At 71.4% G+C, this 12,280-nt stretch carries 13 protein-coding genes; 9 read left to right on the top strand and 4 right to left on the bottom strand.

Annotated features, from left to right (window positions below; translation table 11 throughout):
* Nucleotides 1–325: 325 nt before the first annotated feature.
* Nucleotides 326–1,945, bottom strand: coding sequence for an MFS transporter (locus tag AB5L52_RS30530; protein WP_351020714.1), 1,620 nt, complete (start codon nt 1,943–1,945; stop codon nt 326–328).
* 66 nt (nt 1,946–2,011) lie between these two features.
* On the opposite strand from AB5L52_RS30530, the gene AB5L52_RS30525 reads away from it, so the two are divergent.
* The 3 genes from AB5L52_RS30525 to AB5L52_RS30515 all read left to right on the top strand — a co-directional run bounded on the left by AB5L52_RS30525 (nt 2,012) and on the right by AB5L52_RS30515 (nt 4,866).
* A complete protein-coding gene (locus tag AB5L52_RS30525) occupies nt 2,012–2,638 on the top strand; it encodes a TetR family transcriptional regulator (protein WP_351020712.1) in 627 nt (208 codons plus the stop codon).
* A gap of 92 nt (nt 2,639–2,730) precedes the next feature.
* Nucleotides 2,731–3,951 (top strand): alpha/beta hydrolase, encoded by a 1,221-nt coding sequence (locus AB5L52_RS30520; protein WP_369367240.1) that lies wholly within the window; start codon nt 2,731–2,733, stop codon nt 3,949–3,951.
* A gap of 66 nt (nt 3,952–4,017) precedes the next feature.
* A complete protein-coding gene (locus tag AB5L52_RS30515; RefSeq protein WP_351020708.1) occupies nt 4,018–4,866 on the top strand; it encodes a DUF4429 domain-containing protein in 849 nt (282 codons plus the stop codon).
* Here AB5L52_RS30515 and AB5L52_RS30510 read toward each other — a convergent pair whose 3' ends face one another.
* Together AB5L52_RS30510 and AB5L52_RS30505 are read right to left on the bottom strand one after the other, a co-directional pair.
* Nucleotides 4,867–5,883, bottom strand: coding sequence for an aldo/keto reductase (locus AB5L52_RS30510; RefSeq protein WP_351020706.1), 1,017 nt, complete (start codon nt 5,881–5,883; stop codon nt 4,867–4,869).
* A complete protein-coding gene (locus tag AB5L52_RS30505) occupies nt 5,880–6,344 on the bottom strand; it encodes a MerR family transcriptional regulator (protein WP_351020704.1) in 465 nt (154 codons plus the stop codon). The genes AB5L52_RS30510 and AB5L52_RS30505 overlap by 4 nt, the downstream gene beginning before the upstream one ends.
* Nucleotides 6,345–6,441: 97 nt before the next feature.
* Here AB5L52_RS30505 and AB5L52_RS30500 point away from each other — a divergent pair, with 97 nt between their 5' ends.
* Both AB5L52_RS30500 and AB5L52_RS30495 read left to right on the top strand, forming a co-directional pair.
* On the top strand, nt 6,442–6,909 hold the full coding sequence (locus tag AB5L52_RS30500) for a GNAT family N-acetyltransferase (RefSeq protein WP_369367239.1): 468 nt from the start codon (nt 6,442–6,444) through the stop codon (nt 6,907–6,909).
* A 19-nt stretch (nt 6,910–6,928) separates the two neighbouring features.
* Nucleotides 6,929–7,759 (top strand): serine hydrolase domain-containing protein, encoded by an 831-nt coding sequence (locus AB5L52_RS30495; RefSeq protein WP_351565897.1) that lies wholly within the window; start codon nt 6,929–6,931, stop codon nt 7,757–7,759.
* 137 nt (nt 7,760–7,896) lie between these two features.
* Here AB5L52_RS30495 and AB5L52_RS30490 read toward each other — a convergent pair whose 3' ends face one another.
* Nucleotides 7,897–8,550: a pirin family protein gene (locus AB5L52_RS30490; protein WP_369369004.1), complete on the bottom strand. Its 654-nt coding sequence runs from the start codon at nt 8,548–8,550 to the stop codon at nt 7,897–7,899.
* Between the two features lie 96 nt (nt 8,551–8,646).
* Here AB5L52_RS30490 and AB5L52_RS30485 point away from each other — a divergent pair, with 96 nt between their 5' ends.
* The 4 genes from AB5L52_RS30485 to AB5L52_RS30470 all read left to right on the top strand — a co-directional run bounded on the left by AB5L52_RS30485 (nt 8,647) and on the right by AB5L52_RS30470 (nt 12,268).
* The gene (locus AB5L52_RS30485; protein ID WP_351020698.1) at nt 8,647–9,870 is read left to right on the top strand and encodes a helix-turn-helix domain-containing protein; all 1,224 of its coding nucleotides are present in this window, start codon (nt 8,647–8,649) and stop codon (nt 9,868–9,870) included.
* Nucleotides 9,871–9,959: 89 nt separating this feature from the next.
* Entirely contained in the window at nt 9,960–10,895 is a 936-nt protein-coding gene (locus AB5L52_RS30480; RefSeq protein WP_351565894.1) for an ACP S-malonyltransferase, read from the top strand.
* A 17-nt stretch (nt 10,896–10,912) separates the two neighbouring features.
* Nucleotides 10,913–11,944: a ketoacyl-ACP synthase III gene (locus AB5L52_RS30475; protein ID WP_369367238.1), complete on the top strand. Its 1,032-nt coding sequence runs from the start codon at nt 10,913–10,915 to the stop codon at nt 11,942–11,944.
* A gap of 78 nt (nt 11,945–12,022) precedes the next feature.
* Complete coding sequence (locus AB5L52_RS30470) at nt 12,023–12,268, top strand: acyl carrier protein (protein WP_351020692.1); 246 nt, start codon at nt 12,023–12,025, stop codon at nt 12,266–12,268.
* The last annotated feature ends 12 nt before the right edge of the window (nt 12,269–12,280 follow it).

Genomic DNA, 12,280 nt, shown 5'->3' with positions numbered 1-12,280 from the left:
GTGGTCGCTCGCGCAGTTCCCCGCGCCCCTAGGTAGGCGAGCTGCAACTTGCTCAGGGGCGCGGGGAACTGCGCGACCAGCCCACCACTCACTCGCACCCGGCAACGGACACGCAGCCCCCGCCCAGTTGCCGCCCGGCCCAGGCGCCGCAGGCCCAGGCACGCGCAGCCCCCTCCGCTGCGCGCGCCGCGGACCGACGGTCCTCCCATGCCCTGCGGAGGAGTTGACCCACTGTGAACCGCGGCGCGCGCCCGGTGCGAGGGATCTTTAGCGAAGTCACCCTGATAGGCGAAACTCCGCGAGAGAAACCCAGGCCGAGGCAGGCTCAGACGTGGCCCACGCCCGCTCCCGCCTCTGCGTTCGCGCCCCGCTTGGTGAGCAGCGCGACGAAGACGGCGACGGCCGCGACACCCGCCGCGACCAGGGAGGCGAGGCTCATGCCGGAGATGAAGGTGTGATGGGCGACGTCGGTGATCTTCGCGGCGACCTGCTCCGGTACCCCCTTCGGCACCGGCGCCACACCGACCTGCACCGCCTCGGAGGCCTTGCCCAGCTGATCCGGGGTCAGCTGGGGCAGCCCGGCCCCGGTCCAGTTGCCCGCCAGGTCGCTGTCGACCTTGGAGGCCATCACCGCGCCCAGCACCGCCGTACCGAGGCTGCCGCCGATCTGCATGGCCGCCTGCTGGAGGCCGCCGGCCACACCGGACAGCTCCATGGGGGCGTTGCCGACGATGACCTCGGTGGCGCCGACCATGACCGGCGCGAGGCCGAGGCCGAGCAGCGCGAACCAGACGGACATGGCACCGCTGCCGGTGTCGGCCTTGAGCGTCGACATGCCGTACATGGCGACGGCGGTCGCGATCATGCCGCCGGCCAGCGGGATGCGCGGGCCGAGCTTGGTGATCGCGGCACCGGCGAGCGGGGAGCCGACGATCATCATGCCGGTGAGCGGCAGCAGGTGCAGGCCGGCGTTGATCGGGCTCATGCCGTGGACGTTCTGCAGGTAGAACGTCACGAAGAACAGGCCGCCCATGAACGCGATGGCCATGAGGACCATCAGCACGACGCCCGCCGACAGGGGTATCGAGCGGAAGAGGCCGAGTGGGATCAGCGGCTCCCTGACCCTCGTCTCCCAGAACGAGAACGCGGCGAAGAGCACCACGGACGCGGCGATGAAGGTCCACGTCCTGCCGCTGCCCCAGTGCCACGTCGGGGCCTTGATGAGCGCCCACACCAGGCAGAACATCGCGCCGGAGAGCAGCGCGATGCCGAGGATGTCGAAGGAACGCGGGGCGTTCTCGGCGCGGTGGTCGAGCAGGATCAGCACGCCCAGGGTCAGGGCGAGGGCGCCGACCGGCACGTTGATGAAGAACACCGACTGCCAGTTGACGTGCTCGACGAGGACACCGCCGAGGATCGGGCCGCCCGCGGTGGACGCGCCGATCACCATGCCCCAGATGCCGATGGCCATGTTGAGCTTCTCGGCCGGGAAGGTGGCTCGCAGCAGGCCGAGCGCGGCCGGCATCAGCAGCGCGCCGAACAGGCCCTGGAACACGCGGAACGTGACGACCGCGGCGATGCTGTTCGACAGGCCGATGGCGCCCGAGGCGGCGGCGAAGCCGGTGACGCCGATGAGGAAGGTCTGCCGGTGGCCGAAGCGGTCACCGAGCTTGCCCGCGGTGATCAGGGAGACCGCGAGGGCGAGGAAGTAGCCGTTGGTGATCCACTGCACCTGGGCGAAGGTGGCCCCCAGGTCCTTCTGGATCGCCGGGTTGGCGATGGCGACGATGGTGCCGTCGAGGGCCACCATCATGACGCCTACGGCGACGGTGATGAGGGTGAGCCAGGGATGACCGCGCAGCCCCGCGGCCGGGGGCGACTCGAGCGGGGCTTCCGGTAGCGCGTCCCCCGGCCCCGTCGCGTCGATGGTGGTCCGACTAGTCATGCGTTCGAGGTTAGTGACAGCGTATGACAATTGACAAACTATTTCATCCGTCAGTAACTGACACGCATGGAAACACTGCGCGAACGCAAGAAACAGCGCACCCGGGAGGCCCTGCTGCGGGCCGCTCTGGAACTGTTCACGTCTCAGGGGTACGAGCACACCACCGTCGACGAGATCGCCGAGGCCGTCGACATCTCACCGCGCACCTTCTTCCGCTACTTCGCCGGCAAGGAGGACGTGGCCTTCGCGGTGCAGGCCATGACGGAGGAGCGCTTCGTGGCCGCCGTACGGGCGCGGCCCGCGCACGAGGCGCCGATGGAGGCGCTGCGGCAGGCGGTCCTGGAGGGCTGGGACGCGATCCGCGGGACCGTCGAGTCGGCCGTCCCGGTCGAGCTGTATCTGCGCATGTACCGGACGATCGAGTCGACACCCGCGCTGCTCGCGGCTCATCTGCGCCGCTCGGCGGCCACCGAGGAGACGATCGCGCGGCTGCTGGCCGAGCGGGAGGGCGTGGACGTGGACGCCGACCCGCGGCCGCGACTCGCCGTGGCCGTGTTCGGCGGGGTGATAAGGGTCACCGAGCGGCAGTGGTGCACGGGCGACGACTTCAGCCTGGCGGCGATCCGTCAACTCACCGCGTCCCACCTCGATCAGGTGGGGTCGGCACTCACCGGGAACTGGCGCTCCGAGTGAGATCGTTGACGAGGCGTTCGAAGATCCACGAAACGTGATCCCCATCACTCGGTTACCGCGAGACCCTCTCGTTCTCCTAGTGTGTCCTCCCAGTGACTTCCTTCGACACCTCCCCGCAACTGAACGTCTGGCGCGCACTGCTGGCGCTGGCCGTGGTGTTCGTGATGCTCGCGACCACCGGCTGGACCGCCCTGCACACCCACCGGGAGTCCACCGCGCTGCAGGCCTCGCTCGCCAAGTGGCGGCACGGCAGCATCGCCGGCCTCCATCTGCCGGATCCCGAGGCCGCACCGGCCCGGCTCAGCCGTTTCTTCGCCTCCCTCGGCCCCGAGGACCAGGCCCGACTCGCCCACCGCTACCCGCTCGCGGTCGGCAACATGAACGGCGCCCCGGCCGGCCTGCGCTACCGCGCCAACCACATCGCGCTGGAGCAGGCCCGCAAGGTCGAGAAGAAGCGCATGCACGACAGCCGTCTCAGCGCGGCCGGCCACCAGGACGCGGGCCGTCGTATGCACCGCTACGAGTCCCTGCTGACCCCGGGCCGGCAGATCCTGGCCTTCGACCCCGAGGGCTCGGGCCGCGTCGCGGAGGTGTTCGGGGACCTGGAGGGGGCCGAGCGGATCTCGGTCGTCGTCCCCGGCGTCGACACCGATCTGCTCACCTTCCAGAAGACCTACCGCCCGTACAGCGCCCCGGTCGGCATGGGCCAGGCGCTGTACGCGGCGGAACGCGCGCAGAGCCCCTCGACCCGTACCGCCGTGATCGCCTGGGCCGACTACACCGCCCCGGACGGGGTCGGGGTGGACGCGGCCACCGGACTGCGCGCCGAGGAGGGCGCCGTACGGCTGAACGCCCTGCTGGGCGGCCTGCCCGGCAGGGCCCCGGTGGCGCTGGTCTGCCACAGCTACGGCACGGTGGTCTGCGGCGTCGCCGCCACGCACGTCCTGCCCCGCCGGGTGACCGACATAGCGGTGGCCGCGAGCCCCGGCATGCGGGTCTCCAGCGCCTCCGGCCTGGACACCGGGGCCCGGGTGTGGTCCATGCGGGACGCCACCGACTGGATCCAGGACGTTCCGTATCTGGAGCTCGGCGGGCTCGGGCACGGCGCCGATCCGGTGTCCTCGGGGTTCGGCGCGCGCGTGCTGTCCGCCCGGGACGCACAGGGCCACGCCGGCTACTTCCAGCCCGGCACGGACAGCCTGCGCAACCTCGCCGACGTCGGCGTCGGGGCGTACGACGCGGTGACGTGCGCCCATGAGAACAACGCGTGCCGGACCGGTCTGCCTGCTGCGTCTATGGCCGGACGCGCGTAGAAACAGCAGGAAGTGCGGTCTGCGCGGGTGGCGACGGAGGAGCACGTGCCGCATACGATGAGCCGCATGGGTGACGTACTGGCGGGTTTTCATGCCGTCTGGGAGTTCGAGTCCGACTCCGTGCTCATCCGTTACGAACGGGGGATTCGAACACCGAAGCTGTTCCAGGCGCTCGGGGAACGGCGGATCCCGCTGTCCGCGGTCGAGGGCGTGACACTCTCCCCGGGCAAGCGCGGCACCGTCGTCCTGCGACTGCTGCCGCGCGTCGGCGCCGATCCGCTGCTGGAGGCCGCGGGCGGGCAGCTGAAGGAGGGCTCCGATCCGTACCGTCTGGTGCTGCCGGCCGAACGGGAGACGCTCGCCGAGTACTACGCGGACGACCTGAAGGGCCTGTTGACCGAGTCCGGGCCCGCCGACCACCATCTGGTGGCCGCGCCCGAGGCGCCGCTGCACTTCAAGGCGTACGACGGGAAGGCGAGCTTCGACGGTACGTCCGTGCAGTTCCGCTGGTCGTGGACGGGGGCGTCGTCGGCGAAGTGGAAGGCCGGCGACCAGAGCTTCGCGGTCGCCGACCTGAGCGGGGTGGAGTGGCGGTCGCCGGAGGTGTTCGAGGGGCACCTGCGGCTGATCCGGCGCTCGGCCGACTCGGCGGCGGCCGTGGCGGCCGATCAGGATCCGGCGGCCGTCGTCTTCGGGCTGGGGTACGGGCCGGTGCACGAGTCGCTGCCGTTCGCCGCGGCGGTGCTGGCCGCCGTGCGCACGCGGGGGCCGGTACCGGTGGTCCCGGCCCCGTCACGCCGCGACCCCGCCGACATCGCCGAACGGATCAGGCATCTCGGGGAGTTGCATCAGGCCGGGCTGGTCACCGATGAGGAGTTCTCCTCCAAGAAGGCCGAGTTGCTGGCGGAGCTGTAGTCACTCCCTGCCCGCGGAGGTGAAGGTCATGTCCGCGTACCGGTCGCCCGCCACCTTGGCCGCGAGGGGCTCCAGTCGGGCGAGTTCCCCGGCGGTGAGGGTGATGGCCGTCGCCGCCACGTTCTCCGTCACACGGCCCGGCTTGCGGGTGCCCGGGATCGGGACGACCGGGAGGGCGTCGATCGTGGCGCGCTGCTGCACCCAGGCCAGGGCGATCTGGCCGGGAGTGGCGTCGTGGGCCGCGGCGATCGCGCGCAGGGGCTCCAGGAGGGCCGCGTTGGCGTCCGCGTTGGCACCGGTGAAGCGGGGCTGCTGACGACGGAAGTCGTCGGCCGTGAGCTCCTGTTCGGCGTGGGTGAAGGCACCGGTGAGGAAGCCGCGGCCGAGCGGCGAGTACGGCACCAGGGCGACGCCCAGGTCACGCGCGGCCGGTACGACCTTCGCCTCGATGTCCCGGCTGAACAGGGACCACTCCGACTGCACGGCCGCGATCGGGTGCACGGCGTGCGCGGCGCGCAGCTCGTCGGCGGTGACCTCGCTCAGCCCGAGGTGCTTGACCTTGCCCTCGCGGACCAGCTCCGCCATCGTGCCGACGGTCTCCTCTATGGGGACGTCCGGATCGCGGCGGTGCATGTAGTAGAGGTCGATCGCCTCGACGTCGAGCCGACGCAGGCTGGCCTCGACGGCCTCCCGGATGTACGGCGCGTCGTTGCGGATGATCCGCTTGGCCGGGTCGTCCTCGGGGATCGACAGGGCGAATTTGGTGGCGATGACCACCTCGTCGCGGTGGGCCTTGAAGAACGGGGACAGGAACCGCTCGTTCTCCCCCGCGCCGTAGGCGTCCGCCGTGTCGTACAGCGTCACGCCCAGCTCCAGCGCCCGCTCCAGCGCGGCGCGGGCCTGGCCGGCGTCCGTGGGGCCGTACGCGAAGCTCATGCCCATGCAGCCGAGGCCCTGTACGCCGACCTCCGGTCCGCCCTCGCCCAGCCGTACCGTCGCAATCCTGGCGTCGGTCATCGCGTGGTCCCCTCCATCGCGTAGAAACTGATCTTCCGGTCGAGTACGGCGAGCGTGTCCCGCAGTTCGGCGATCCTGTTCAGCACGTCCTGGCGGGTCGACTCCAGCAGGGCCTGCCGCTCCCCGTAGGTGCTCTCGCCCTCCCGGACCAGCTCCGCGTACCGGACCATGTCGGCCACCGGCATGCCGGTCAGCCGCAGCTTGGTCACGAAGTCCAGCCAGTCCAGGTCGCGGTTGCTGTAGCGCCGCTGGCCGGTGTGCGAGCGGTCGACGTGCGGCATCAGGCCGATCCGCTCGTACCAGCGCAGGGTGTGCGCGGTGAGGCCGGTGAACGCGACGACCTCGCTGATCGTGTAGCGGTCCTGGCCGTCGGGTCGCGGATGGCGTCTGGGCGGGGCGGAGCAGATGTCGGCGGGGGCCGTGCGTGCGGTGTCCGCTGGCGTGGTCTGCATCACCGTCATGACCTCCACGCTATGACCTTGGAGTGCACTCCAAGCAAGCGGGTCCGGTAAGAAATCCGCAGGACGCGGGGCCGGGCACGGGATTAGCGTGCCGCGCATGAGTCTTGTACGCAGGGCCCTGCCCGAGGATGCCGGTGAACTGCTGCGCCTGCGGCAGATCATGCTCGACGCGATCCGGGGCGGCGGGCCGACCGACTGGCACACCGAGTCCCTGCCGACGCTGCGGGAGCGGCTCGCCGGGGCCGAGGGGGACTTCGCGGCCTTCGTCGTGGACCATCCGGACCGGCCGGGGGCGCTGGCCGCGCTGGTGGCCGGGACGCTGGAGTACCGGATCGGGAGGGCCGGCAATCCGCACGGGCGGGTCGGGTACGTGTTCAGCGTGGCGACCGACCCGGACGCCCGGCGCCGCGGGTACGCGCGTGCCTGCATGGAGGAGCTGCTGGGCTGGTTCCGGGAGCGGGGCGCCGGGCATGTGCTGCTCAACGCCTCCCCCGCGGCCGAACCGCTGTACGCCTCGCTCGGCTTCACCCGCGATCCCGACCCGTCGATGCGGCTGCTGCTGTGAGCCGCATAGGCTCGGCACCATGTCGTTGAACAGCTTGACGAGCCTGGCGTCGATCGAGAAGTGGCCCGTCCCCACCGCCGCGGCGGGCGTCGTACGAGCCGACGGGACCGTCCTCGGGACGCACGGCCCCGCCGGGCACCGCTTTCCGCTCGCCTCGGTCACCAAGCCGCTGGCGGCCTACGCGGCGCTCGTCGCGTACGAGGAGGGCGCGATCGAGCTGGACGAGCCGGCCGGGCCGCCCGGTGCGACCGTCCGCCATCTGCTCGCGCACGCCTCCGGGCTGGCCTTCGACGAGCACCGGGTGACGGCTCCGCCCGGGGAGCGGCGGCTGTACTCCAACGCCGGGTTCGAGCAGCTCGGCGACCACATCGCCAAGGCCACGGACATTCCCTTCGCGGAGTATCTGCGGCAGGCGGTGCTGGAGCCGCTGGGCATGACGGCCACGTCGCTGGCGGGCTCCCCGGCGAAGGACGGCGTGTCCACGGTGGCCGACCTGCTGCTGTTCGCGGCGGAGGTGCAGGCGCCGCGGCTGCTGGATCCGCGGACGGTCGCGGAGGCGATGACCGTGCAGTACCCGGGGACGAAGGGGGTGCTGCCGGGGTACGGGCACCAGAACCCGAACGACTGGGGGTTGGGCTTCGAGATCCGCGACGCCAAGTCACCGCACTGGACGGGGAGTTCGTCCTCCCCGCGCACCTTCGGGCACTTCGGGCAGTCCGGTACGTTCCTGTGGATCGACCCGGTCGCGGGAGTCGCCGCGGTCGCCCTGGCGGACCGGGCGTTCGGGCCCTGGGCGATCGAGGCGTGGCCGGTGTTCACGGACGGGGTGCTCGCGGAGCTGCGGAGCTGACGCCGGCGGGGATGCGCAGGTGGGGCGCTGACGAGTGCGGCGGCTGCGGCTCTCCAGGGGCGCGGGGCCGTATCGATGTGCGGCTCCGCCGCGTGGGCGCGATCAACCCCCACCGGGCCGCAGCCGAACGACGGCCCCTACACCCCCATCTCCCACACCAACAGCTCCGTCGCCGCCACCCCCACCGCCTCCAACCCAACCGCACCCGTGATCCGGGCCGAGTCGCCCGCACCCAGGTCCTCGCCGGCCAGCCGGACGGCACCCCGGACCACGTGCACGTACACGTACGCCGCGTCCGGCACGGCCGTCCGCTCGCCGCGGGCCAGGCGGCGGACGTGGAGCATCGCGCCCGCCGCCGGTACCGCGTACGGCGTGGAGTCGGCGATGCCGGGAACGATCTCGTACGACGGCACCCCGCCGGGGTCCCGTGGGGCCAGCCACATCTGGAGGAAGGTGAGCGGCGACGAGCCGTCGTTGCGCTCCACGTGGCGGACGCCCGCGGCCGAGCTGAGGCGCTGGACGTCGCCGGGGCGTACCCGGGTCTCGTGGCCGGCGGAGTCGCGGTGGGTCAGCTCGCCCTCGACCACCCAGGTGACGATCTCGGTGTGGCTGTGCGGGTGTTCGTCGAAACCGGCGCCGGGCGCGAGCCGCTCCTCGTTGCAGGCGATCATCGCGCCGAAGCGCAGGTTGTCCGGGTCGTAGTGCGGCCCGAAGGAGAAGGCGTGCCAGGAGGCGATCCCGGCCTCCGCATCGCCCCCGGGGTAGCGCTCACCGGCGCGCCGTACGTCCATCACGCGCACCACCGTAGACCCGCGCGGCACCGGGCAGCCCCCGCACCCCTGACCCGGCGACGCACGTCGGCGTCCGGATAAGGCAGTCTTGTCCCCGTGCCCGAACCCGAATCCCGCAGCAGCGAACCCCACGCCGATCACCACGCACGCACACACGACGTCCACCCGCACGCCGCGACCCTGAAGCGGCTGGAGAAGTCCTCCGGGTCCCTCGCCGCGCAGGCCATCGCGCGCATGGACGAGACCCTGCCGTGGTACCGGGCCATGCCCCCGGAGAACCGCTCCTGGATCGGGCTCGTGGCCCAGGCGGGCATCGCGGCCTTCACCGAGTGGTTCCGGCACCCGGACGCCCCGCAGGCGATCTCCACCGATGTGTTCGGGACCGCGCCGCGCGAGCTGACCCGGGCCATCACGCTGCGGCAGACCGTGGAGATGGTGCGGACCACCATCGAGGTCATGGAGAGCGCCATCGACGAGGTGGCCGCCCCCGGTGACGAGAGCGTGCTGCGCGAGGCGCTGCTCGTCTACGCCCGGGAGATCGCCTTCGCCACCGCGCAGGTGTACGCGCAGGCCGCCGAGGCACGCGGTGCCTGGGACGCGCGGCTGGAGTCCCTCGTCGTGAACGCCGTACTGAGCGGGGAGGCCGACGAAGGAGCCGTCAGCCGGGCCGCCGCCCTCGGGTGGAACTCGCCCGAGCATGTGTGTGTCGTGCTCGGGACCGCGCCCGACGGGGACAGCGAGCTGACCGTCGAGGCGATCCGGCGGGCCGCCCGGCATGCCAAGCTGCAGGTGCTCACCGGTGTGCTCGGGGACCGGCTCGTCGTCATCGCGGGCGGCAGCGCCAATCCGCTCGCCGTCGCCAAGTCGCTGATCGGGCCCTTCGCCGCCGGGCCGGTGGTCGCGGGGCCCGTCGTACCGGATCTGCTGGCCGCCACGCGGTCCGCGCAGGCCGCCGCCGCGGGTCTGAAGGCGTGTTCGGCCTGGCAGGACGCGCCGCGGCCGGTGCTGGCGGACGATCTGCTGCCGGAGCGGGCGATCGCGGGCGATCCGAGTGCCCGCGAGCAACTGGTGGAGGAGATCTACAGACCGCTGGAGGAGGCGGGCTCGGCACTCCTCGAAACGCTGAGCGTCTACCTCGAGCAGGCGAGCAGCCTGGAAGGCGCCGCCCGGATGCTCTTCGTTCACCCGAACACCGTGCGCTACCGGCTTCGACGTGTGACTGACGTCACCGGCTGGTCGCCATCGGATGTACGATCCGCGTTCACACTGCGGATCGCGCTCATCCTCGGGCGTCTGGCCGACGGTGAGGCCCCGGCATAGGGTTTTGTCGGGGGCCCACAAAAGCCCTTCGTGTTCTTCGTCCCTGTCCTCACGGGCGGCCGTGGCCGTCCCCAAGAGAGAGTGTGAGAGTGCTCGTACTCGTCGCTCCCGGCCAGGGCGCCCAGACGCCCGGCTTCCTGACCCCCTGGCTCGACCTCCCCGGTGTCCGCGGTGCCCTTGAGGCATGGTCCGACGCCCTGGGGCTCGACCTGATCCGCTGCGGCACCGAGGCGGACGCGGAGGAGATCCGCGACACGGCGGTGGCACAGCCGCTGCTGGTCGCGGCCGGACTGGCGTCCGCGCACACGCTGTTCGACGACCCGGCGGAACTGCCGCGGAAGGTCGGTGCCCTCGCCGGGCACAGCGTCGGTGAGATCACCGCCGCCGCGCTGGCCGGGGTGCTGCCCGACGAGGAGGCCGTCCGCCTGGTCCGCACCCGCGGGCTCGCCATGGCCGCAGCCGCCGCCGTCACCGAGACCGGCATGTCGGCGCTGCTCGGCGGCGACCCCGAGACCTCCGTGGCACATCTGGAGAAGCTGGGCCTGACCCCGGCGAACATCAACGGCGCGGGCCAGATCGTCGCCGCGGGCACGCTGGAGCAGCTCGCCGCGCTGAGCGAGGACAAGCCCGAGGGCGTCCGCAAGGTCGTCCCGCTGAAGGTCGCCGGCGCCTTCCACACCGAGCACATGGCTCCCGCCGTCGAGACGCTGGCCAAGGCCGCCGCGGACCTGACGCCCGCCGACCCCGAGGTCCGTTACGTCTCCAACAAGGACGGCCGGGCCGTCGCGACCGGCGCCGAGGTTCTGGAGCGGCTGGTCGGCCAGGTCGCCAACCCCGTGCGCTGGGACCTGTGCATGGAGACGTTCAAGGAGCTGGGCGTCACCGCGCTCATCGAGCTGTGCCCGGGCGGCACGCTGACCGGCCTGGCCAAGCGGGCGCTGCCCGGGGTCAAGACGCTGGCCCTGAAGACCCCCGACGACCTCGACGCGGCCCGCGCGCTCATCACCGAGCACGTCGACGCCTGACGCCTAAGGAGCCGTACATGGCGAAGATCAAGCCCAGCAAGGGCGCCCCGTATGCGCGCATCCTCGGTGTCGGCGGCTACCGGCCGACCCGGGTGGTGCCCAACGAGGTGATCCTGGAGAAGATCGACTCCTCCGACGAGTGGATCCGCTCGCGCTCCGGCATCGAGACCCGGCACTGGGCGGGTCCCGAGGAGACGGTGGCCGCGATGTCGATCGAGGCCGCCGGCAAGGCGATCGCGGACGCGGGCATCGGCGCCGAGCAGATCGGCGCGGTCGTCGTCTCGACCGTGTCGCACTTCAGCCAGACCCCGGCCGTCGCCACCGAGATCGCCGACAAGCTGGGCACCGACAAGGCCGCCGCCTTCGACATCTCGGCAGGCTGCGCGGGCTTCGGCTACGGCCTCACCCTCGCCAAGGGCATGGTGGTGGAAGGTTCCGCCGAGTACGTGCTCGTCATCGGCGTGGAGCGGCTCAGCGACCTGACCGACCTGGAGGACCGGGCCACGGCCTTCCTGTTCGGTGACGGCGCCGGCGCGGTCGTCGTCGGTCCCTCGCAGGAGCCGGCCATCGGCCCGACCGTGTGGGGCTCCGAGGGCGACAAGTCCGAGACGATCAAGCAGACCGTCCCCTGGGACCGGTTCCACGTCGGCGACGTGTCCGAGCTTCCCCTGGACAGCGCCGGCAACATCAAGTTCCCCGCCATCACGCAGGAGGGCCAGGCGGTGTTCCGCTGGGCCGTGTACGAGATGGCGAAGGTCGCGCAGCAGGCGCTGGACGCGGCCGGGATCAGCCCGGACGAACTCGACGTCTTCATCCCGCACCAGGCCAATGTGCGGATCATCGACTCGATGGTGAAGACTCTCAAGCTGCCGGAGCATGTCACGGTCGCCCGGGACATCCGCACCACCGGCAACACCTCGGCCGCCTCGATTCCGCTCGCGATGGAGCGGCTTCTGGCGACCGGGGAGGCGAAGAGCGGTGACACCGCGCTCGTCATCGGATTCGGGGCGGGTCTCGTCTACGCCGCCACGGTCGTTACCCTCCCCTAGGCACTCCGTGCCGGATCGTGCGATCGGGCACGGCAGCAATTGCCACAAACCGTCTGAACATGAAGAAGGAGCGCCAACATGGCCGCCACTCAGGAAGAGATCGTCAAGGGTCTCGCCGAGATCGTTAACGAGATCGCTGGCATCCCGGTTGAGGACGTCCAGTTGGACAAGTCCTTCACCGACGACCTGGACGTCGACTCGCTGTCCATGGTCGAGGTCGTCGTCGCCGCCGAGGAGCGCTTCGACGTGAAGATCCCGGACGAGGACGTCAAGAACCTCAAGACCGTGGGCGACGCGACCAAGTACATCCTCGACCACCAGTAGTCCTGAGCCACC

The sequence above is a fragment of the Streptomyces sp. CG4 genome, from assembly GCF_041080655.1.
In the GTDB taxonomy this organism is placed as follows: Bacteria; Actinomycetota; Actinomycetes; order Streptomycetales; family Streptomycetaceae; genus Streptomyces.
This window is presented reverse-complemented; position numbering and strand designations above follow the sequence as displayed.

Coding starts and splice junctions, on each gene's coding strand:
- AB5L52_RS30530 (WP_351020714.1), bottom strand. CDS start 1,945: ATGACTAGTCGGACCACCATCGACGCGACGGGGCCGGGGGACGCGCTA.
- AB5L52_RS30525 (WP_351020712.1), top strand. CDS start 2,012: ATGGAAACACTGCGCGAACGCAAGAAACAGCGCACCCGGGAGGCCCTG.
- AB5L52_RS30515 (WP_351020708.1), top strand. CDS start 4,018: ATGGGTGACGTACTGGCGGGTTTTCATGCCGTCTGGGAGTTCGAGTCC.
- AB5L52_RS30510 (WP_351020706.1), bottom strand. CDS start 5,883: ATGACCGACGCCAGGATTGCGACGGTACGGCTGGGCGAGGGCGGACCG.
- AB5L52_RS30505 (WP_351020704.1), bottom strand. CDS start 6,344: ATGACGGTGATGCAGACCACGCCAGCGGACACCGCACGCACGGCCCCC.
- AB5L52_RS30500 (WP_369367239.1), top strand. CDS start 6,442: ATGAGTCTTGTACGCAGGGCCCTGCCCGAGGATGCCGGTGAACTGCTG.
- AB5L52_RS30495 (WP_351565897.1), top strand. CDS start 6,929: ATGTCGTTGAACAGCTTGACGAGCCTGGCGTCGATCGAGAAGTGGCCC.
- AB5L52_RS30490 (WP_369369004.1), bottom strand. CDS start 8,550: ATGGACGTACGGCGCGCCGGTGAGCGCTACCCCGGGGGCGATGCGGAG.
- AB5L52_RS30475 (WP_369367238.1), top strand. CDS start 10,913: ATGGCGAAGATCAAGCCCAGCAAGGGCGCCCCGTATGCGCGCATCCTC.
- AB5L52_RS30470 (WP_351020692.1), top strand. CDS start 12,023: ATGGCCGCCACTCAGGAAGAGATCGTCAAGGGTCTCGCCGAGATCGTT.